The 20,401-nt window shown below is 65.6% G+C and carries 19 protein-coding genes and 3 tRNA genes; 12 read left to right on the top strand and 10 right to left on the bottom strand.

Annotated features, from left to right (window positions below; translation table 11 throughout):
* Nucleotides 1-110 precede the first annotated feature (110 nt).
* The 6 genes from KIH78_RS04635 to KIH78_RS04610 form a co-directional block, all read right to left on the bottom strand.
* Nucleotides 111-557, bottom strand: coding sequence for a hypothetical protein (locus tag KIH78_RS04635; protein WP_219131454.1), 447 nt, complete (start codon nt 555-557; stop codon nt 111-113).
* 95 nt (nt 558-652) lie between these two features.
* The gene (locus tag KIH78_RS04630) at nt 653-901 is read right to left on the bottom strand and encodes a hypothetical protein (protein WP_219131453.1); all 249 of its coding nucleotides are present in this window, start codon (nt 899-901) and stop codon (nt 653-655) included.
* A gap of 66 nt (nt 902-967) precedes the next feature.
* Nucleotides 968-1,246, bottom strand: a complete 279-nt coding sequence (locus tag KIH78_RS04625; RefSeq protein ID WP_219131452.1) for a hypothetical protein — start codon at nt 1,244-1,246, stop codon at nt 968-970.
* Nucleotides 1,243-2,433: an AAA family ATPase gene (locus tag KIH78_RS04620; protein ID WP_219131451.1), complete on the bottom strand. Its 1,191-nt coding sequence runs from the start codon at nt 2,431-2,433 to the stop codon at nt 1,243-1,245. Before KIH78_RS04620 ends, KIH78_RS04625 begins: the two co-directional genes overlap by 4 nt.
* Nucleotides 2,434-2,439: 6 nt before the next feature.
* On the bottom strand, nt 2,440-2,676 hold the full coding sequence (locus KIH78_RS04615; RefSeq protein ID WP_219131450.1) for a hypothetical protein: 237 nt from the start codon (nt 2,674-2,676) through the stop codon (nt 2,440-2,442).
* 141 nt (nt 2,677-2,817) lie between these two features.
* Entirely contained in the window at nt 2,818-3,081 is a 264-nt protein-coding gene (locus KIH78_RS04610) for a helix-turn-helix domain-containing protein (RefSeq protein WP_219131449.1), read from the bottom strand.
* A gap of 133 nt (nt 3,082-3,214) precedes the next feature.
* On the opposite strand from KIH78_RS04610, the gene KIH78_RS04605 reads away from it, so the two are divergent.
* Together KIH78_RS04605 and KIH78_RS04600 are read left to right on the top strand one after the other, a co-directional pair.
* On the top strand, nt 3,215-3,913 hold the full coding sequence (locus KIH78_RS04605; RefSeq protein WP_219131448.1) for a helix-turn-helix domain-containing protein: 699 nt from the start codon (nt 3,215-3,217) through the stop codon (nt 3,911-3,913).
* A gap of 374 nt (nt 3,914-4,287) precedes the next feature.
* On the top strand, nt 4,288-5,361 hold the full coding sequence (locus KIH78_RS04600; protein WP_236034409.1) for a tyrosine-type recombinase/integrase: 1,074 nt from the start codon (nt 4,288-4,290) through the stop codon (nt 5,359-5,361).
* A 43-nt stretch (nt 5,362-5,404) separates the two neighbouring features.
* On the opposite strand, the gene KIH78_RS04595 is transcribed toward KIH78_RS04600, so the two are convergent.
* Nucleotides 5,405-5,478: transfer RNA gene (locus tag KIH78_RS04595), tRNA-Leu, on the bottom strand.
* A 157-nt stretch (nt 5,479-5,635) separates the two neighbouring features.
* On the opposite strand from KIH78_RS04595, the gene KIH78_RS04590 reads away from it, so the two are divergent.
* From KIH78_RS04590 to KIH78_RS04560, 7 genes are all read left to right on the top strand, one after another.
* Nucleotides 5,636-6,241, top strand: a complete 606-nt coding sequence (locus tag KIH78_RS04590; protein ID WP_214311166.1) for an NUDIX domain-containing protein — start codon at nt 5,636-5,638, stop codon at nt 6,239-6,241.
* A gap of 135 nt (nt 6,242-6,376) precedes the next feature.
* On the top strand, nt 6,377-7,162 hold the full coding sequence (locus KIH78_RS04585; protein WP_214311164.1) for an ANTAR domain-containing response regulator: 786 nt from the start codon (nt 6,377-6,379) through the stop codon (nt 7,160-7,162).
* A 9-nt stretch (nt 7,163-7,171) separates the two neighbouring features.
* Nucleotides 7,172-10,018 (top strand): DNA polymerase I, encoded by a 2,847-nt coding sequence (gene polA / locus KIH78_RS04580; protein WP_219131446.1) that lies wholly within the window; start codon nt 7,172-7,174, stop codon nt 10,016-10,018.
* Between the two features lie 52 nt (nt 10,019-10,070).
* Complete coding sequence (locus tag KIH78_RS04575) at nt 10,071-10,988, top strand: Nif3-like dinuclear metal center hexameric protein (protein WP_219131445.1); 918 nt, start codon at nt 10,071-10,073, stop codon at nt 10,986-10,988.
* Nucleotides 10,985-11,638 carry an NUDIX hydrolase gene (locus tag KIH78_RS04570; RefSeq protein ID WP_219131444.1) on the top strand — a complete coding sequence of 218 codons (654 nt, stop codon included), beginning with the start codon at nt 10,985-10,987 and terminating at the stop codon, nt 11,636-11,638. Before KIH78_RS04575 ends, KIH78_RS04570 begins: the two co-directional genes overlap by 4 nt.
* A 70-nt stretch (nt 11,639-11,708) precedes the next feature.
* Nucleotides 11,709-13,850 carry a glycogen debranching protein GlgX gene (gene glgX, locus KIH78_RS04565; protein ID WP_214311627.1) on the top strand — a complete coding sequence of 714 codons (2,142 nt, stop codon included), beginning with the start codon at nt 11,709-11,711 and terminating at the stop codon, nt 13,848-13,850.
* 109 nt (nt 13,851-13,959) lie between these two features.
* Nucleotides 13,960-14,047: transfer RNA gene (locus KIH78_RS04560), tRNA-Leu, on the top strand.
* Between the two features lie 127 nt (nt 14,048-14,174).
* Here KIH78_RS04560 and KIH78_RS04555 read toward each other — a convergent pair.
* Both KIH78_RS04555 and KIH78_RS04550 read right to left on the bottom strand, forming a co-directional pair.
* Nucleotides 14,175-14,723, bottom strand: a complete 549-nt coding sequence (locus KIH78_RS04555; RefSeq protein ID WP_219131443.1) for a type 1 glutamine amidotransferase domain-containing protein — start codon at nt 14,721-14,723, stop codon at nt 14,175-14,177.
* A gap of 132 nt (nt 14,724-14,855) precedes the next feature.
* A tRNA-Pro gene (locus KIH78_RS04550) sits at nt 14,856-14,929 on the bottom strand.
* Between the two features lie 164 nt (nt 14,930-15,093).
* On the opposite strand from KIH78_RS04550, the gene KIH78_RS04545 reads away from it, so the two are divergent.
* The 3 genes from KIH78_RS04545 (at nt 15,094) to aroA (ending at nt 18,971) form a co-directional block, all read left to right on the top strand.
* Nucleotides 15,094-16,341, top strand: a complete 1,248-nt coding sequence (locus KIH78_RS04545) for an ABC transporter permease (RefSeq protein ID WP_219131470.1) — start codon at nt 15,094-15,096, stop codon at nt 16,339-16,341.
* Between the two features lie 187 nt (nt 16,342-16,528).
* Nucleotides 16,529-17,524: a hypothetical protein gene (locus tag KIH78_RS04540; RefSeq protein WP_219131442.1), complete on the top strand. Its 996-nt coding sequence runs from the start codon at nt 16,529-16,531 to the stop codon at nt 17,522-17,524.
* A 79-nt stretch (nt 17,525-17,603) separates the two neighbouring features.
* On the top strand, nt 17,604-18,971 hold the full coding sequence (gene aroA / locus KIH78_RS04535) for a 3-phosphoshikimate 1-carboxyvinyltransferase (RefSeq protein ID WP_219131441.1): 1,368 nt from the start codon (nt 17,604-17,606) through the stop codon (nt 18,969-18,971).
* A gap of 155 nt (nt 18,972-19,126) precedes the next feature.
* Here aroA and KIH78_RS04530 read toward each other — a convergent pair whose 3' ends face one another.
* Nucleotides 19,127-20,356, bottom strand: a complete 1,230-nt coding sequence (locus KIH78_RS04530) for an acetate/propionate family kinase (RefSeq protein ID WP_214311148.1) — start codon at nt 20,354-20,356, stop codon at nt 19,127-19,129.
* Nucleotides 20,357-20,401: the final 45 nt, after the last annotated feature.

The following is a 20,401-nucleotide window of genomic DNA, read 5'->3' as shown; positions in this document are numbered from 1 at the left end:
GCTTGCGGCGTGTCTTGTCGAGTTGGGCGGTCAGTTCCCGGATCTGGTTGCGCAGGTCGTCGGCTTCGGCGGTGGCCTTCGCCTGTGTGAGCCGCATGGCGATGTCGGGGTCAGCGGCGAGCAGCATGTGCGTCTCCCTCCAGAAGACCGGTGATGGTGTTCTCCAGTTCGTCCACCTGTTCGCGTGTGGGTTCCGGCGTGTCGTGCTCGTACGCGTGGGTGAGCAGGGCGAGGCATGCGGCGGCGCGGTATCCGAGGCGCACGGGGATGTCGCGGCCCTCGTCGCTGGGGATGGACAGTTCCGCGTAAGTCTCGTTGGTGCCGTCCTCGTACCGGTAGGCGATGACGTTGAGCAGCGCCGTGAGGTTGAAGCCGGGTTCGTCGATGATGGTCGCGCCGCCGGTCATGCTCACGGCCCGCGTCCAGTCGTCGGCGGGGTTGGGCGTGTGTACATCGAGGCTTCCCGCCCATCTCGGCGGCAGGGCGACGTGTCCGCCGTCGATTGCGGTGGGGTCGCTGTCCGGCGTGTCCTGTGTTTTCATGGTGGTGTCGGCCATTGGGTCGGCTCCCTTCTGGGATTGCTCCCGGTTGGTGGGCGGTGCCGTGGCGTGGTGGATTGCAGCGCCGCCGCCCGGTTAACTTGGTTGGTGGGTCAGTCGTTGGCCTCGTGCCATTCGCGTTCCGCGTCGCGGGCGGCTTCCATCGCCGCGAACTTCGCCGTGGCGATCTTGTCCGCGTAGGCGCTGGCCGCGGACTGGCGGGCAAGCGGTTCGTCGGTCTGGCGGAACACGGCGTAGACCTCCCTGCGCTGCCTGTCCGCTTCCTCCTCCCACTGGGCGAAGGCGTCGTTCCACGCGGCGATAGCGGCGGCGCTAGCGCTCGGCATATTCATGTACTGCATATGATGCTCCTTACCTATTTGTGCTTGTTTGATTGAGGCGGTTTACGGTCATGCCCGGGACACGCTTCATTTCCAGTTCCTCGACTTCGGGAAACCGGGCTGCGTCCACTTGCGGCGGGCGCGATGTTTGGGTGGTTCCGGGTCGTGCGGATCCAGGTCGTCGGGCGTGATGGTGGAGAGCAGTTGGGCGGCTTCGCACACAGGGCATGTAACCCATGGGCCACGCATGCCGGCCTCTACCTCGGTGGTGACCGCCCGGTTGGTGACGATGCGCCTACCACACAAGGTCATGCCCGCGCTATGGTCCGCAAGCTGGTGCGTGAGATGCAGGACTATGGGGTTCATTGGGTGTCCTCCGGGGGAAGCTGCCAGTATGTAGCGCCTTGGAACTTGCCCTTGGTACTGGTGATATGAAGGCGTCGTTTGGCACGCTTGAGCTGGTCCCGGCTGTAACCGGACTTACGGCCCGCGTTGATGATGTCGCCATACACGGCCCTGTTCTCGTTGGTCTTCAGGTAGCGGACTAGCCACCTGTCGATATCGTTCATGTCGTCCGCGTCCTCGCCGTTCACGCGGGACTGGCGAAGGTCTTCCACGCTGAGCTTCGACGGTGCGGTGGCGCGGATGATCTGGACAGTGGTAGTGGTGCCGTCTGAACACTCATAGGGAACAAGGTCGGCCGTAATGCGCAGTGAGGACTTGGGGGCGTTGTTCGCTTTGGTCAGGCTGACTATCGACGTGGTTCTATAGTCCGGGTCTACGGCGATTTCCATGAACGAACGGGAAGTGTCCTGAAACTTCTGCGAGCCGGTGAAGCTGCCGTTCCTGTTCCAGTGGTGGATACCGAGCACGGAGCCTCCGCCTGCGATTTCCGCCAACTCGTTGCATGCGACTAGAGCGGGTTGAACGTCCTGATATGAATTGATGTCACCGGGCACGAGCAGCGCCAACGGGTCGAACACTATGAGTACGGGCCTGAGTTCCGCACATATGGTCTTGATGGCGTCCAAGTCTTCGCGCCCGACTGTGGCGGTGGTCTCGGTGCCGAACGTGCCCAGAACGCTCACTTGAAGGATGTGCGTATATTGGGGGTCGCAACCTTGGGCCAACAGGCGCGGCGCGAGAACAGAGGCCGTGTCGTCCTCGCCTTGGGCGATGTAGAGCACGTGGCCGGGCTTGTTCCTATTGCCGTCCTGATCCGCGAGCAGTCCGCGCGTGGCCTGTGCGCACACGTATGCGGAGAACGTGGACTTGCGGCTACCGCCTTCGCCCGCGATGACGTTCAGACCGGGGCGCAACCACGGATACCAAAGGAACCTCAGACGTGTGGTCTTGATGTCGGCCGGGCTGACCAGCCGGAATGTGCGCTGGCCACTGGTCAGTGTGATAGACCCCTTGCCGACGTTGCCGGTCTCCGGGTCATAGGGGGTGCCGTTCGCGGTGCGGGCGATGCCGTCGCCCATGTACTCGCCTCTATGCGTGTCGATGTCGGTGCAAACGGTGGTGGGTTCGATTGCGACGTTCGCAGGCATATCCGTTTACCTCCGGTTCCGGTCCATGTGCTGCATGATGAAGGCGAGCAGCACGTCACGCCTGTACACGGTCTGGCCGCTTACCGTGGTCTGGTAGTCGGGGCCGGTGCCGTCCTTGCGCCATTGCCGCCATTGGCTTACGGGCGTGTCGGTCGCCGCCGCTACCACCGATTCCGCCGCCGTCGGCGTCAGGCCGCGCGCTTGGGCCAGTTGGGAGCGTGAGAACAAAGGAATCGATTGCATCTTGAAACCTTCCGTTGATGGCGAGCAGGACGAACGATGTGAGCAGCAGCACCAGCCCAATGAGGAACAGTCGGCCGGGGATGAGTACGGAGGCGGTGAACGCGAGCAGCAGGGCGGCCAGATCTCTGATATCGGCGCGGGTCATCGGTTCGCCTTCCTCGCTTCGGCCGTGCTGGAGAACACGTGTGATTCCAGATAGGACATGATGTCGTCGCGCGTGTAGAACACGGAGCGTCCGATCTTGACGAACCGCAGGTGCTTGCCCTTCGACCTCCAGTCGTTCAACGTGTTCACGGGGATACCGGTGATGGCGCTGGTTTCCTTCAACCCGTTCAACGGGGCGAGCTTCGCCGCAATCTCGGCAAACGCCGGAACCACCGTCACCGGCTTCATATCAACAGCCATGATTACCTCCAATCTAACAGAGTGGGAAATTCCCAACCTGTGTAAAGACGATATCACAGTGTTGGTAATTCCGAACCTGTTGACTGTGGGGCGTGTCGCACTCGATAAGTGTTTGTCGCTAGGATTCCTCTCTATGAGAATCAATGAAGCGGTGGGCGAGTTTCTAAGGCGATACCGCGCCGCGCATGGGTTGACGCTGGATGACATCGCCACGGCGTCACGCCGATACGGCAGCGGCTGGAGTGCGGCGACGGTGCGGGACATTGAACGCGGAGGGGGCAAGGCTGATTCACTGCCGGTGATTCTTGTCCTTGTGCAAGTGCTGAACTCTTTGACCGGCGAACACATGGCAGTGGCCGATATATTCGAACTCTTGCGCACGCACCTTGATGTCGAGTCAGTTGACGTCATGAACGGCTCGGCGCTCGATACGTTGACGCTGAGCAAGATTTTTCGGGGTGAACGCTACTCGCTGAAGACAGTGGGCGGTGGCTACATTCAAGATTTCCTAGGGCCGCTGGCGGGGCCAACGAAGCAATTGTCAGAGGGGCGGGCAAGAGTGGCGCTGCGTCATACGCCTACGGGGGCGGAACGGCGCGCGGCTGCGAAGCTGGGCGTGAAACCGGTCGCCGTGGGCTTCGCGTGCATGATGCTGTACGGCCGTTCGCTGGATGAGGAAGCAGCGGCACGGGCGGGCGATGGTGCTTCGCCTCAGAAGCGAGGGCGCGTCACGCGTGTGATCGTGGGTGAGGTCGCGGCGAAGCTGTCCGAATGGGAGCAGCGGCGCGACGCCGATATGCACGTCGCCTATGGTTCCGACGACGAAGAATAGCGCCCATATCGCGGAACATGCTTCGCATGCCGAGAAAAAGCATCATCTGTGATACATGCTGTAATTAGACAGATTGCCATAAACCCTCTAATAAAATCCGGCTGCGCTCTTAGGGAACGTGCTCCCTTAGCTCCCTTTGCTCCCTTTGTGAAATTCCGCCGTTCTTGGCTGCACGCTTTGTGCTCCCTTTGTGCTCCCTTTGGAGAGTGTTCTGTGATAGAAATGTGAACACCTAAGCTCACAGCGAAATTGAAACGGAGGGTGAAATGGTCAAGCCGGTGCCTTACTACAACGCGGCGGGAAAGCGCCTGTGGATGGTGCGCTACCGGAAACCGGATGGACACCAGACGAAGAAACGCGGGTTCGCCCGCAAGATGGACGCCGAACAGTGGGCTGCGGAACACGTCACCATCGCGAAGGCCACGGGAAGGTACATCGAGCCGAGCGCCGGAGCCGTCAAGCTGGACGATCTCATAGAGGCGTGGATGGACAAGAAGCGCGTCGCCGTGAAGCCCTCATATATGAGGACGCTCGAAATAACATGGCGCGTGCATGTACAGCCGCGATGGGGGAACGTCCGTGTCGGTTCCGTCACGCGCGAGGAAGTGCAGCAATGGGTGAGTGATCTCACCAATGGCGTCAAGGACAAGAAGAACAGCACGGCCGAAGAGACGGCATGGCTGCATAAGCCGAAGAGCGCAAGCGTCGTATTGCGCGCCCACGGAATCCTTGCCGGAATCCTCGATGACGCCGTGGCCGATAGGCGGCTGCCGGACAATCCGGCGCGGCGCGTGGAGCTGCCGCGCAAGCCGAAGCGCAAAGAGGAACGGAACTATCTGACGGTGGAACAGCTCTACCGTTTGGCGGACGGTGCGAAGTGGCGGCATGACATCATCCTCACACTGGGATTGTGCGGGATGCGCTGGGGTGAGCTTGTGCCGCTCAGGGTGAGGGATGTGGATCTAGGCAGACGGAGAATCGCCATATCGACCTCAGCGCCGGTGGTGGACGGTCGCCCCCTGCCGGGAGATACCAAGACGCATGAGAACCGCATCATCATGTTCCCCAAGATGCTAGACGACATCATGCGCGCCCACTGCGAAGGCCGGGAGGACGACGCCCTTCTGTTCGAGGCTCCCGGCAAACCGGGGAGGATGATTCTTGAGAACGGATGGGCGTCGAGCAGGAATGACGGTTGGCTGAACGTCGCCTTGCGCCGTGCGAGCATACCCGGACGTCTGACGATTCATGATCTGCGGCACACGGCCGCATCGCTGATGGTCAAGAGCGGCGCGAACGTCAAGGCGGTGCAAAGGCAGCTCGGCCACGCGTCGGCCGCCATGACGCTGGACGTGTACGCCGACCTGTTCGACGATGACCTTGAGGAATTGTCGGAACGTATGGGCGAGCTGTTGAAGACCGTGCCCAAAATGTGCCCAAACGAGTAAAAGGAATCCCCGCAATCGTTGGAATTGCGGGGATTGTCAGTCGTGCCCTCGGTGGGACTCGAACCCACACTGCGCAGATTTTGAGGCTGCTTCCTCTACCAATTGGGATACGAGGGCATCCGTGCCTTCCAAGGAACGCACCCGACATACATTAGCACATGATCCGCGGCCGTCGACGTCGGCATGCCATCAGCGTGGCACCGACGCGGAAAGACATCGCGACCTACAATGAGAAAGGGGTTTCCGACAACAGGAACGACCGTCAGGAGGGACCATGACCGACAAGACCCATCGCCCGTTCGACCCGTGGCGTCCGGCTCCGCTCAAGGAGGAGTCGCGTACGCAGGTGCTGACGAGCCACTACTTCAACGTCGACCGCGTCAATTTCGAATCGCCGCAGGCCGGCAATATCCAACGCACCGTCGTCCACGTGAACAACGGCGACGCCGTCGCCGTCGCCGCCCTCACCGACGACGGACGCATTCCGCTGGTCGAACAGTACCGCATCCCCATCCACCGCTGGACGCTGGAGATCCCCGGCGGACACGCGAACACCCCGGACGAACGGCCCCTCGACATCGCCAAGCGCAAACTCCGCGAGGAGGTCGGCTACGAGGCCGCCGACATCCGCCAGGTGGCCCGGTACGTGAACACCCCTGGATTCTCCACGCAGTACACGTCGCTGTACTATGCCACCGGACTGACCGCGGTCCCGGACGACCTGACGCAGATCGGACCGGAGACGCCGCGCTCCGAGGTGCGGCTGTACACGATCGATGAGGCGTACCGGATGGTCGTCAACGGCACCATCGTGGACGCGAACTCCACCATCGCCATCCTGCGGCTGCGCTGCGGGTTGCCCGACGTGGAAGGACGCTGAACATACACGGACCCGCGTCGCGGGTCCCGGACGGCGATGGACGCACCGCATCCCGTGTCGAAGGGCGATGCGGCCATCGCCGGTATGCGTTAAAATCGCCAAAGGACAATCGAACGACAAGCGAAAGGGACTGGCATGGCCGCTAGGAAGACCGACGATACCGAGCACATGGAGCCCGTGCTCACCGCAGAGGAGCTGGAAGCCGTGGCGCAGGGTGACATCGAACCCAAGACCGAGACCGAGGAGGCCCCCGCCGAGGACCGCAAGCGCAGGGTCGTCGTCGCCGAGGACGAATCGGTGAACCGCATGGACCTGGTCGGCATGCTCGAGGACAACGGCTACGAGGTCGTCGGCGAGGCCGCCAACGGCGAGGAGGCCGTCGAACTCACCCGCGCCAAGCGCCCCGACGTGGTGTGCATGGACGTCAAGATGCCGCGCATGGACGGCATCACCGCCGCCGGCATCATCTGCGACGAGAACATCGCCCCCGTGGTGATGCTCACCGCGTTCTCCCAGCCCGACCTGGTGAAGAAGTCCACCGGCGCCGGCGCCATGGCCTACGTCACCAAGCCGTACGAAGAGTCCAAGCTCATCCCGGCGCTCGAGGTGGCCATGGGCCGCTTCGCCGAGATCAACGATCTGCTCGACAACGTCGAACGCAGCGAGAGCAAGCTCAAGGAGACCAAGGAGGAGCTCGCCAAGGCCCAGGCCGACCTGCAGAAGGCCCAGGACACCCTCGAGGAGCGCAAGCTCGTCGACCGCGCCAAGGGACTGCTCATGGACAAGGCCGACTTCTCCGAGCAGGGCGCCTTCCGCTGGATTCAGAAGACCTCCATGGACCAGCGCATCCCCAAGAAGCGCCTCGCCATGGCCATCATCGCGAAGTACGGCGATCCGAAGCCGGCTCGGGACGAACACTGATTGGGCTCCATGGCGGATACCGAATCCAATAACTCCAAGAAGACGCGCGGAACGCTGCTGGTCGTCGACGGCCACTCGCTGGCGTTCCGCGCGTTCTTCGCTCTGCCCGTCGAGAACTTCTCCACGGCCTCCGGACAGGCCACCAACGCCGTCTGGGGATTCGCCACGATGCTCTCCCAGGTCATCGACGCGGAGAAGCCGGACCACCTCGCCGTCGCCTTCGATGTGAAGGGCGGCACCTTCCGCAACACGCTGCTGCCGCAATACAAGGGCACGCGCGACGCCGCACCCGAGGAGCTGCTCACCCAGCTGCCCCTCATCCAGCGGATGCTCGCCGCGCTCGGCGTCACGTACATCGAGAAGCCCGGCTATGAGGGCGACGACGTCATTGGCACGCTCGCCACGATGGGCGAGCATGCCGGCTACCACACGCTCGTACTGTCCGGCGACCGCGACGCGTTCCAGCTCATCGACGACGACGTCACCGTGCTCTACCCGGGGCACCATTTCAAGGACCTCAAGCACATGACGCCGGAGGCGGTGGTGGCCAAATACAAGGTGACCCCGCAGCAGTACCCGGACTTGGCCGCGCTGCGCGGCGAGACCGCCGACAACATCCCCGGCGTGCCCGGCGTGGGCGACGGGTTCGCCGCCAAATGGATCAACCTGTACGGGTCGCTCGATGGCATCGTGGAGCACGCCGACGAGATCGGCGGCAAGAAGGGCGAGGCCCTGCGTGCCAACATCGACCAGGTGCTGCTCAACCGCAAGGTCAACGCGCTCGTGCGCGACGTCGACCTCGGTGTCGACATCGACGACCTCACCTTCGGCACGCCCGACGCCGGCAAAGTCGACGAGCTGTTCCGCGAACTCGAATTCGGTTCGCGCACGAAGAGCCGCATCCTCAAGACGTTCAACGGCGGACGCCCCGCATCCGCGAAGGCGTCCGGAGTCCCGGGCACCGCTGCGGCGCCGGCAGCACCCACGGAATCCGCGCTCGACGTCCCCGAAGCGGAGCATGCCGCGGACCCGGCGGCCATCGAGGCGTGGGAACACACGATTCCGCCGTCCGCGCGCGTGACGCTGCAAGCGGAGGGCGACGCCCGTCCGGGCCGCGCCTCGCTCAAGGCGATCGCCCTGCTCGCCGACGCGGCCGGGGACGATGCGCCGGCGTCCGCGCTGGTCGTCGAGGCACCCTTCGGCGAGGACGTCGCCGACGCGCTGTCGCAACTGCTGAAACGCCATGCCGGCACCCTCGCCGTGCACGGCTACAAGGAGCACCTGCACCTGCTCGCCGCAGGCGGGGTGGACCTGCCCCGACCCGCGTTCGACACCAAGCTCGCCGGATACCTGATCCGGCCCGACTTCCACGCCGATACGCTCGAACAGGCCGCGGCCCAGTTCCTCGACCTGCACGTGGAGGACGAGGAGAAGCCCAAGGCCACGCAGGGACTGCTCGACTTCGACGCCGAACCCGACGGCGGGGACGCCGAGGCCGGCGACGGGAACGACGACGGCCGCGCGGCCGCCGACCGCATCCTGCTGCGCCACGCCGCCATTGTCAGAGCGCTGGCACGCGACCTCGCGCCCAAGCTCGCGGAACGCGAGCAGACCACGCTCCTCGCCGACATCGAACTGCCCGTCTCCGAGGTGCTGTACGGCATGGAGAACGAGGGCGCGAGCGTCGACATGCGCCGCCTCGACGGCATGCGCGACGCGTTCGCGGCCGACGCCGAGCAGGCGCAGCGCATCGCATGGGACAACGCCGGCTCGCGCGTCAACCTGCAGAGCCCCAAACAGCTCGCCAAGGTGCTGTTCGAAGACATGGGCCTCAAACCCACCAAACGCACCAAGTCCGGCTCGTACACCACCAACGCGGACGCCCTGCAGACGCTCTACGTGCGCAACGCGGACGACGAGCGCGCCAGCGGGTTCCTCGGCGCCCTGCTGCGCCATCGTGAGACCAACAAGCTCAGGCAGATCGTCGCCACCCTCATCGACACCGTCAACCCCACGGACGGGCGCATCCACACCACGTTCGAACAGACCGTGGCCGCCACCGGACGTCTGAGCTCCGTGGACCCGAACCTGCAGAACATCCCCAACCGCAACGCGGCCGGTCGTGAGATCCGCTCCGCGTTCGTGCCGGGGGAGGGCTTCGTCTCGCTCATGAGCTGCGACTACTCGCAGGTCGAGCTGCGCATCATGGCGCACCTGTCCGGCGACGAGGCGCTCATCGAGGCGTTCAGAAGCGGCGCCGACTTCCACCGGTACGTGGCCAGCCTCGTCTACCAGCTGCCCGTCGACGAGATCAGCGCCGACCAGCGCAGCCACGTGAAGGCCATGAGCTACGGGCTCGCCTACGGATTGAGCACCTACGGCCTGTCCCAGCAGCTCAAGATCAGCCCCGGCGAGGCGGAGGCCCTCAAGGCCAAGTACTTCGCCACGTTCGGCAAGGTCCATGACTTCCTCGAATCCTGCGTGGCCCGGGCGCGCGAGCGCGGCTACACCGAGACGATGTTCGGCCGCCGCCGATACTTCCCGGCGCTGAGGTCCACGAACCGCGTGGCCAGGGACGCCGCCGAGCGCGCCGCCCTCAACGCGCCCATCCAGGGCACGGCCGCGGACATCATGAAGATCGCGATGGTCAGGGCCGACGGCGCGCTGCGCGGGGCCGGACTGGCCAGCCGCATCATCCTGCAGATCCACGACGAACTCGTCGTGGAGATCGCGCCGGGCGAGGAGGAACAGGTCACCAGGCTCGTACGCGACGCCATGGAGGGCGCGGTCCGGCTCGACGTGCCGCTGGACGTGTCCACCGGCATCGGCCCCGACTGGCAGCTCGCCGCCCACTGACCGCGCCGCCGCGTCCAGACACGTCCCGGCGCATGAAAGGAGCATGACACCCATGCCGAACCTCAACCAGGTCGTCGACGTCCTCCAGACCCTGTACCCGCTGCGGTACGCCGAGGAATGGGACGAACCCGGACTCATCGTGGGCGACCTCACGCGGCCCGTCACGCGGATCGCGTTCGCCGCCGACCCCACCATGGACGTCGTCGACGAGGCGATCCGATGGGGCGCCGAGCTGCTCGTCACCCACCATCCGCTGTTCTTCCGGTCCGTGCACCAGGTGTCCGGTCTGGGGCCGCGCGGCGACATCGTGAACCGGCTCAACCGCGCCGGATGCGCCCTGTGGGTGGGACACACCAACGCCGACGCCGCGGTGCGCGGCGTCGCCGAGGCGGCCGCCGACGGCTTCGGCCTGACCGACACGCGCCCCCTCGTGCCCATCGCCGACGACACGGCGCCGCACGCCGTGGGATTGGGCCGCGTGGGCCGGCTTGCGGAACCGGTCACGTTCGCCGCGTTCGTGCGGCGCGTGTACGACGCGCTGCCCATCGCCACCGCGCTCGGCGTGCAGGCGTGCGGCGACCCCGACGCGCAGGTCCGCACCGTGGCCGTGCTGCCCGGATCCGGCGACTCCATGTTCGACGACGTACGCGCCAGCGGCGCCGACGTGTACGTGACCAGCGACCTGAGGCACCATCCCGTCACCGACGCCATCGAACAGGCGCGGTACGAGGCGCGGATGCGGGGCGAGGGCGTCGCGCTCGGACACGGCGACGCCGCCGTCCGGCCGATGTTCGTCAACACGCCCCACTCGGCCATCGAATCGATGTGGTTCCGGTACGCCGTCGACGACGTCGCCGACGCCGTCGAACAGGCGACCGGCGTACGTCCGGACGTCAACTGGATACGCCGCAACACCGATCCGTGGACGTTCGCCATCCACGACGACGCGACGGGGGAGGGGCACGCATGAGCGGGCGCGGACCGGCGCGACACGACGGGACGGACGCGGTCCCTCGCACCCTCGACGCCAGCTCCGACGGCATCGACATGGACGTGCCCGCCATCGTGCTCGACAGTCGCGAGGTGTACCGTGGCGCCATCTTCCACGTCGACGACATGACCATCGGTCTGACACGCAACGACGGCGGACTGACGCGCATCAGACGCCAGGTGCTCCGCCACGCGCCCTGCGTCGTCATGCTCGTGCACGACGTCGCCACGGACCGGTACCTCATCGAACGCGAATACCGGGCCGGCAGTGACATCTACGCCTACGGCCTTCCCGCGGGGCTCATGGACGACGGCGAGACCGTCCGGCAGGCGGCCCTGCGCGAACTCGCCGAGGAGACCGGCGTGACGCCCGCGGACCCGCAGGCCATGCGCATCGACCACGTCGGCGACTACTACTCGTCCGAGGGCATGACCGACGAACTCGCGCACATCATGGTCATCCACCTCGACGCGTGGACGAGCGTGCCGCGACGGTTCGACCCCGACGAGCACGTCGAATCCGCATGGGTGGACTGGGACACGCTCATGGCGACGCGCGTCACCGCATCCAACTCGATCATCGCCATCCAGCACGAGACCATCAGACGGCTCGCCCGTAACGCCGCATGACGGCGAACCGATACCCAAAATTCATGCAACAATACGAATCCGCACATATGGAGGTGCGATACTGGTGAACATGCAGATACGACCAGGTCTAACCTATCCGTTCGGCGCCAGCTACGACGGCGCCGGCGTGAACTTCGCCCTGTTCTCCCAAGTGGCCGACAGCGTGGAATTGTGCCTGTTCGACGAGGACGACAACGAGACGCGCATCCGGATGACCGAGCAGAACTCCTACATCTGGCACAACTACATCCCGGGCATCCAGCCCGGACAGCGCTACGGCTACCGCGTGCACGGCCCCTACGACCCCGACCAGGGTCTGCGCTGCAACCCTGCCAAGCTCCTGCTCGACCCCTACGCCAAGGCCATCGAAGGCAACATCGACGGCGACGAGAGCCTGTTCTCCTACCGGTTCTCCTCCCCGGACGACACCGGCATCATCAACGACCTCGACTCCGCCCCCCACACTATGAAGTCCGTGGTGGTCAACCCCTACTTCGACTGGGGCAACGACCAGCATCCGCGCATCCCCTACCACGATTCCGTGATCTACGAGGCGCACGTGCGCGGCATGACCAACCTCAACAAGGACGTGCCGCCGGACATCCGCGGCACCTACGCGGGCCTCGCCTACCCGACGGTCATCGAATACCTCAAGAAGCTCGGCGTGACCGCCATCGAGCTCATGCCGATCCACCAGTTCGTCAACGACTCGTTCCTCCAAGAGAAGGGACTGTCGAACTACTGGGGCTACAACACCATCGGGTTCTTCGCGCCGCACAACGCGTACTCGTCGGCGGGGGAGCAGGGACAGCAGGTCAACGAGTTCAAGTCGATGGTCAAGGCCTATCACCAGGCCGGCATGGAGGTCATCCTCGACGTGGTGTACAACCACACCGCCGAAGGCAACCACATGGGCCCCACGCTGAGCTTCAAGGGCATCGACAACCGCGCCTACTACCGTCTCGTCGACAACGACCAGCGGCACTACTTCGACACCACCGGCACCGGCAACTCCCTGCTCATGCGCTCGCCGCACGCGCTGCAGCTCATCACCGACTCGCTGCGCTACTGGGTGTCCGAGATGCACGTCGACGGGTTCCGCTTCGATCTGGCCGCCACCCTGGCCCGCCAGTTCCAGGAGGTCGACAAGCTCTCCGCGTTCTTCGACATCGTCGAACAGGACCCGATTATCAGCCGCGTCAAGCTCATCGCCGAGCCCTGGGACCTCGGCTCCGGCGGCTACCAGGTGGGCGGCTTCCCCTCCAGCTGGTCCGAATGGAACGGACGCTACCGCGACACCGTGCGTGATTTCTGGCGCTCGCAGCCGTCCACGCTGCCTGAATTCGCCTCGCGCCTCATGGGCTCGTCCGACCTGTACCAGATGAACGGACGCCGACCGGTGGCCTCGGTCAACTTCATCACCGCGCACGACGGTTTCACGATGAACGACCTCGTCTCCTACAACGGCAAGCACAACGACGCCAACGGCGAAGGCAACCGCGACGGCGAAAGCAACAACCGTTCGTGGAACTGCGGCGTGGAGGGCCCCACCAGGATTCCCGACGTCAACGACCTGCGCCAGCGCCAGATGCGCAACATGTTCTCCACGCTGCTGGTCAGCCAGGGCATCCCCATGATCTGCGGCGGCGACGAGGTGGAGCGCACGCAGCAGGGCAACAACAACGCCTACTGCCAGGACAACGAGATCTCCTGGACCGACTGGGACCTCGACGGCGACCGCAAGGACATGCTCGAGTTCGTCTCCAAGCTCATCCACCTGCGTCTCGAGCATCCGGTGCTCCACCGGCGTCGCTTCTTCTCCGGACGCGAGCAGGGCGACGGCCCCGAGAAGATCCCGCAGGTCGAATGGTTCGACCACACCGGCTCCATCATGGACATGGCCGACTGGCAGAACACGCACGCGTTCTCGATGATGGTGTACCTCAACGGCTCCGACATCCCCGAGCTCGACTACTACGGCAACCCGATGGTCGACAACGACTTCATCCTCATCTTCAACGCGCACTACGAGCCCATCCAGTTCACGCTGCCCGACGAGCACTACGGGCACAAGTGGAAGCTCATCGTGGATACGCACAACCCCAAGGGCCCCGTGCTCAACTATGAGGCGGGCTTCTCCATCACCGCGCAGTCGCGCAGCTTCATGCTGCTCATGAGTGCACAGAAGCCGGAGCAGCCTCGCAACTTCTGACGGCTGGATGGCGTCGGCGGCGCGTCCGCGCCGACGCCATCGGCGTGTCACCGGTTTGACGTCGGCCGAAGCTGTGGTAATGTACTCACTCGTTGCCTCAGCGACACCTGCCCGGGTGGCGGAATGGTAGACGCGCTAGCTTGAGGTGCTAGTGCCTATTTTTAACAGGCGTACGGGTTCAAGTCCCGTCTCGGGCACAATCAAGACCCCGTGGTTCCGAAGGGAGCCACGGGGTCTTTCGTCATATCCTCGTCATATCCGTGCGTGGAATTGCTGCCGGCTGGTGGCGACACCCATTCACGCCGGCGGCCGGCATACGGCCCGTCAGGCGAGCGCGTCCTTGATGCCGCCGACGAAGTCGTCGAGGTCGTCGGGCTTACGCGAGGTGATGAGACGCCAGCCGTTCGCGTCGTCGACGGTCAGCGGCCTGTCGACGTACCTGCCGCCCGCGTTCTCGATGTCCGCGGCGATGTAGCGGCACGGCGACGCGGTCTTGCCGGCGATGAGCCCCGCGTTGACGAGCAGCCATGCGCCGTGGCAGATCGCGGCGATCGGCTTGCCTTCGTGCGCGAACTCCTGGGCGAGCGCGATCGCGTCCTCGTTCACGCGGATGCGGTCGACGTTGCAGGTGCCGCCGGGCACGACAAGCAGGTCATAGTCGACGGCCTGCACGTCGGACAGGCGCGTGTCCGGCGTGAGCGTCTCGCCCTCGTAGCGGTCGTGCTCCACGGTCTCGCACGGGTCGAGCGTGGTGGCGGCGAGCGTGACCTCGGCGCCCGCGGCCTTCAGGTCGCGCAGCGGGCGGGTCAGCTCCGTCTCCTCGATGCCCCAGTTGTTCACGATGATCAGCACCTTGGCATTCTCCACTGCCATGGGTTCCTCCTTGACGACGATGTTCGCTGATGCGTCTCCATTATGCCGCGTCCGAACGGGCCCGGGCGGAATCGGCGTCACATACGGCAGAGGTCCCGCATCCGTTCGGATGCGGGACCTCTGCAATACAGGTCGGGCCAGCGGGATTTGAACCCGCGACATCCTGCTCCCAAAGCAGGCGCGCTACCAAGCTGCGCTATGGCCCGTCGTGCCGGCATCGCGCAGGCACAATCAGCCATTGTACAATACAGGTGGCCGCGACGCCACGGAACGGCGCCACGGAACGATGGCACGGCACGTCGGCGCGGCACGACGACGGAACGACGGAAGAGGCGGACAACCGATGGAACGCATGGCGGAACGCATGGTCATGGGACGCCACCAGCGCGCCGAAACCGGCGGCCTCATCGCGTTCATCCTCTGCGCGTTCGCCGGCGCGACCGGCATGAACCTCTATCTGGAATACGCGTCCGCCATCTGGCAGGTCTCCCAGCGGCGCTTCACCGTCTGCGCCGGCATCGTGGCCGGATGCGCCGTCCTGTCATTCTGCATCGGTTACATCAGCAACTCCCGGTCCATGACCCTGAGGAACGGGTGGCTCGCCCCCATCCGCCGCATCATCGAGACGCTCGCGTTGTCCACCGTGTACGCGGCCACCACGTTCCTTTCCACGTTCGCGCTGCTCGCCGCCATCAACGCGGTGATGGGCACCCTGTTCGCCGGCTACATGTCGTCCGTGTGCGCCGCGTTCGCCGGCATGGTGGGATACATGACGTTCGTGCAGGCGCAGATGATGAGCGCCAAGACGCTCGCTTCCCTGCTGCCGTTCTTCGTGGTGTCCGGCGTGAGCGTGGCGGGCCTGACCACCGACGACCCGTACTGGTACCACAACAACTTCTCCCAGTTGGGCGACCGCACCACGTTCGCCGCGACCATGTTCAACTCCACGCTCATGCTCGCCGGCGTGTGCGTCATCATCGTCAGCTACTTCGCCGTCTCCGAACTGCTCACCATCGAACGGCTCATGCGCCTGTGGCATGACCGCACGCGTGACGATCCGAACCGCGGCTACGACATCCCGCACTTCACCGCGCGCATCGTCATCCTCAGCGTGCTGCTCACGCTTTCCGGCATCTGCTTCATCGGCATCGGCGCGTTCCGCTACACGCCCCACAACCTGCTGCACAACGTGTTCGCCAAGGGACTGCCGTTCGTCATGCTCGCCCTGTTCCTGCTGCTGCCGTGGCTTGCGCCGCGCATCAGCAAGGTCGTCATGGTCGGCTCGGATCTGGCGGCCCTGCTGTGCGCCGTGTTCTGGGGGAACATGATGCTCGGCCGCAACACGCTCACCAACGTGGAGGCGCTCGCCGGCATGCTGTTCCTGGGCTGGTTCATCGTGTTCTCCCGGCAGATCGCCGCCATCGAGGCGGATCGTGTGGCCATGGAGCTCGCGCACGCGCAGGTCGGGGGAGGCCCCGCGCCCGCCGGCGTCGGGGGTCCGTCCGCCATGGATGTCCGGGACGTGGCGGACGCGGCGTCGGACGTCCGTGAAACGGTCCGGGCCGCGGGCCGTACGACGGAGCCGCTGCCGGAATCGCGCATCGCCTCCGATCGGTGACGGCGAACGGGACGGCCGCCGTCGGCGCCGTCCACCCATGACATCCGCCGGTCATTCCCGTCGCCTATCCTTGACGGTGGTTTTGTTTCGTTGACGACGGACGGGAGACCGCGGGCGCACGTCGGTGCCCTCCGCGCGGGTGGTCCGTCGGTTCCGCACACGTACGATGAGGCAGTAGGGAGATCGTATGACCGACGTGAAGTCGCCGTCCGCCTTCGAATCCGACGAGTGGCGTTCCGGCATGCCCGATGGGGAGACGCCGTCCGTGGGGGAGCGGACCCCCGATGCGGGTCCGGGCTCCCGTCTGTACGTCCCCGATTTCGACGAGCTCGTCGCCCCGGTCGACCTGCCGCGCAGGCGTCCGCCGCTGCCGTGGGTGGTGGGGGCCGTCATCGCCGTCATCGTCGTGGTGGCCGTGGTCGCCGGCGTCATCGTGGTCCGTCCGTTCTCCGCCGTCCGCGCCGCCGACTATTCGGCAGGCACCAGCCAGACCTCCGCCCTGCAGAAGAAGTACGTCGCCGCCTCCACGGCGGTGGATGACGCGTTGTCGTTCCTGTACGCGCAGGACGGCTCGTATGACGCCGACAAGGCCGTCGCGCTCAAGCAGAAGGCCGTGGCCCTGCGCAAGGCGGTGAAGGCGTTCGGGAGCGAACGCGCCATGCGGGACCAGAACGTCGCGGACGCGTACGACGCGTACTCCCGTCAGGCGTTGCATTTCGTGGACCTCGCCACGAATCTCGCCGACTCCGCCAAGCCGCTCTCCGATGCGCTGTCCGTCTGCAACGCCACGCCCAGCGCCACCATCTACGACGACGACTTCACCTCCCAGTACGAGCAGTACATCAGCGCCTGCGGGGAGTCCGTGAAGACCCTCAACAAGGCGCCCGCCAAGGTGGTCACCGACCTGGCCGACACCATGGCCTCCAACCTGAGCTCCATGACCGACATCATCAACCAGATGAAGGGCATCGGCAACGCGTCCTCCCTGTCCTCCGGCTCCTCGCAGCTCCAGCAGCTCCAGGACCTCTCCTCCCAGCTCGTCGACCTCGACCTGTCGAGCGGCGCGCTGACCGACTTCAGCGACAAGCTCCGGCAGGCGCGCGACAACGCCGACCCCACGGCGCTGCTCAAGAAGCTCAACACCGTGCTCAAGCAGGGGTACGAGGAGAAGTCCAAGCACTGATTCCCACGACCGGCACCTTGCCGGACGGTTCTGGACGTCATGGCGCCCTCCGCACGCCCGTCCCGATACGATGGGTGGCATGAGCGATACCATGAACTCCCTATGGGCCGCGCCGAAGGCGGACGGCCCCCTTGACTCCACCGTGACCATCCCGGGCAGCAAATCGCTGTCGAACCGGTATCTCATGCTGGCGGCGTTGGGCACGAAGCCCGTCACCCTCGTCGGCCTGCTGCGGTCGCGCGACACCGAACTGATGATGGGGGCGCTCGAAGCGCTCGGCGTCACCTGCACGCCCGATCCCGACGACGACACCACGGTCACCGTCACACCGCCCGCGGACGGCCGCTTCCACGGCAACGTTGACGTCTACTGCGGTCTCGCCGGAACGGTGATGCGGTTCGTGCCCGGACTCGCCCTCCTCGCCGACGACGTCGTCCGCTTCGACGGCGACGAGCAGGCGTACGCGCGTCCGATGAAGCCGGTACTGGACGGACTCGAACAGCTGGGCGCCACCATCACGTACCACGGCGAGGAGGGATTCCTGCCGTTCAGCGTCACGCCGCCGCGGCACGACCGTGGGGACGCCTCGACGGACGGTGAGGGAGCGCCGCGACGGGCGCACGTCGCCATCGACTCGTCGCAGTCGTCGCAGTTCATCTCCGGACTGCTGCTCATCGCCTCGAGACTGCCCGGCGGCCTTACCCTCACGCACACGGGGGAGAAGACGCCGAGCCTGCCGCACATCCGCATGACCGTCGCCGACGTCGCCGCCGCCGGCGGACACGTCGACGCCGACGAGGACGCGCGCACATGGACGGCGGCGCACGCCGACCTCCAGCTGCCCGGACGGGTCGTCGTCGAACCGGACCTGTCGAACGCGGCGCCGTTCCTCGGCGCGGCGCTCATCGCCGGCGGCACCGTGCGCGTGCCCCACTGGCCCGCCTCCACCACACAGCCGGGCGGCCTTCTGCCCGGATATCTCGAACGGATGGGCGCGACCGTCACCTTCCCCGAGGAGGATGGCGTACGCACCTGCCAGGTCACGTCCGACGGCACCATCCACGGCCTCGGCGACTTCGACCTGACCGCCGCCGGGGAGATCGCCCCCTCGCTGGCCGCCATCCTCGTCTTCGCGGACGCGCCCACGCGCATGATCGGCATCGGGCACCTGCGCGGGCACGAGACGAACCGTCTGGCCGCGCTCGTCGCCGAGATCACGCGCATCGGCGGCGCGGCGCGCGAACTCGAGGACGGCATCGAGATCACGCCGGTGCCGCGCGCGGAGCTGCACGGCGCGGTGATGGAATCCTACGCCGATCATCGCATGGCCACGTTCGCCGCCATGATCGGACTGTCCGTGCCGGGCGTGCACGTCGTGGACGTGGAGACCACGCGCAAGACGCTGCCGGACTTCGTGGGCATGTGGACGAGGCTGCTGGAACGCTGACCGGGTCGCTTCGGCGATCGAGAGAGCGCCCGCGGCGGCGAGACGACGAGGGCGCGCCCGCAACGATGACGAAGGCCGGGCACCGACGATGTCGGTGCCCGGCCTTCGCGTTCATGTCCGGTCGCCTATCCGGCGACGGGACGGTCCCATCGGACTCACTTGGTGAACGTGTTGCCGTAGGTGTCCTCGCCGGCCTCCGCGATCGCGGCGGACTTGCGGGCGATGGCCAGCTCCTCGTTGGTCGGGATCACGGCGATGACCACGGAGGAATCCGGGGTGGAGATGACGCGCGGCTCCTTGGAGCGCTTCGCGTTCTTCTCCTCGTCGAGCTTCACGCCGAACGGGGCGAGCTTGTCGCACACCATCTTGCGCACGATGTCGTCGTTCTCGCCGACGCCGGCGGTGAAGGTGATGACGTCGCAGCCGCCCATCTGGTAGGTGTAGTTGCCGATGTAGCTCACGATGCGGTGCACGTAGACGTCGAGGGCCAGCTTGGCGTCCTCGTTGCCCTCGGCCACCAGACGGTGGACCTCGCGCAGATCGCCGAAGCCGGTCATGCCCATCATGCCGGAACGCTTGTTGAACAGGGCGTCGAGCTCGTCGACGTTCATGTGGGCGTTGCGGATGAGGTGGAAGACGACGGCCGGGTCGATGTCGCCGGTGCGGCCGCCCATGACGAGGCCCTCGAGCGGGGTGAGGCCCATGGAGGTCTCGACCGGCTTGCCGGAGATCTCGGCGGAGGCGGAGGCGCCGTTGCCGATGTGCAGGACGATCTGCTTGAGGCCTTCGGCCGGCTTGCCGACGACCTCGGGCACCACGGAGGAGATGAACTCGTGGGAGGTGCCGTGGGCGCCGTAGCGGCGGATGTGGTACTGGTCGGCGATCTCCTTGTTCAGCGCGTACGTGCTGGCGGCCTTCGGCAGCTGGAAGAAGAAGGAGGAGTCGAACACGAAGATCTGCGGCACGTCCGGCAGCAGGGAGCGCATGACCTCGGCGCCCTTGGCCTCCGGGCCGTTGTGCAGCGGGGCGAGGACGGCCAGGTCCTTGACCTGGTTGATGGTCTTGTCGGTGACGAGGGCCGGCTTCGGGAAGAGGGAGCCTCCCTGGACCACGCGGTGGCCCACGGCCACGATGCCCGCGTCGGACAGCTTCGGGCCGTACTCCTCGAAGAAGCCGAGGACGCGCTTCAGACCCTGCTCGTGATCGTGGATCGGCTCCTCGAGCTCGTGCTTCTCACCGTTGTACTCGTGCTTGTAGTGGCCGTCGATCGGCTCGCCGATCTTCTCGACGAGGCCGGAAGCCAGGCCTTCGCCGGTTTCGAGGTCGACCAGCTGGTACTTGATCGAGCTGGAGCCGGAATTGATGACAAGGACGGTTTTCGCCATTGTGGGCATCCTCCATTGTGATTCGTCTGTCCCGCTTCAAGACGG

The organism is Bifidobacterium saguinibicoloris, from assembly GCF_019331725.1.
GTDB classification, from domain to species: Bacteria; Actinomycetota; Actinomycetes; order Actinomycetales; family Bifidobacteriaceae; genus Bifidobacterium; species Bifidobacterium saguinibicoloris.
Note: the sequence above shows the minus strand (reverse complement) of the source record. Positions and strands in the feature narration are given on the sequence as shown.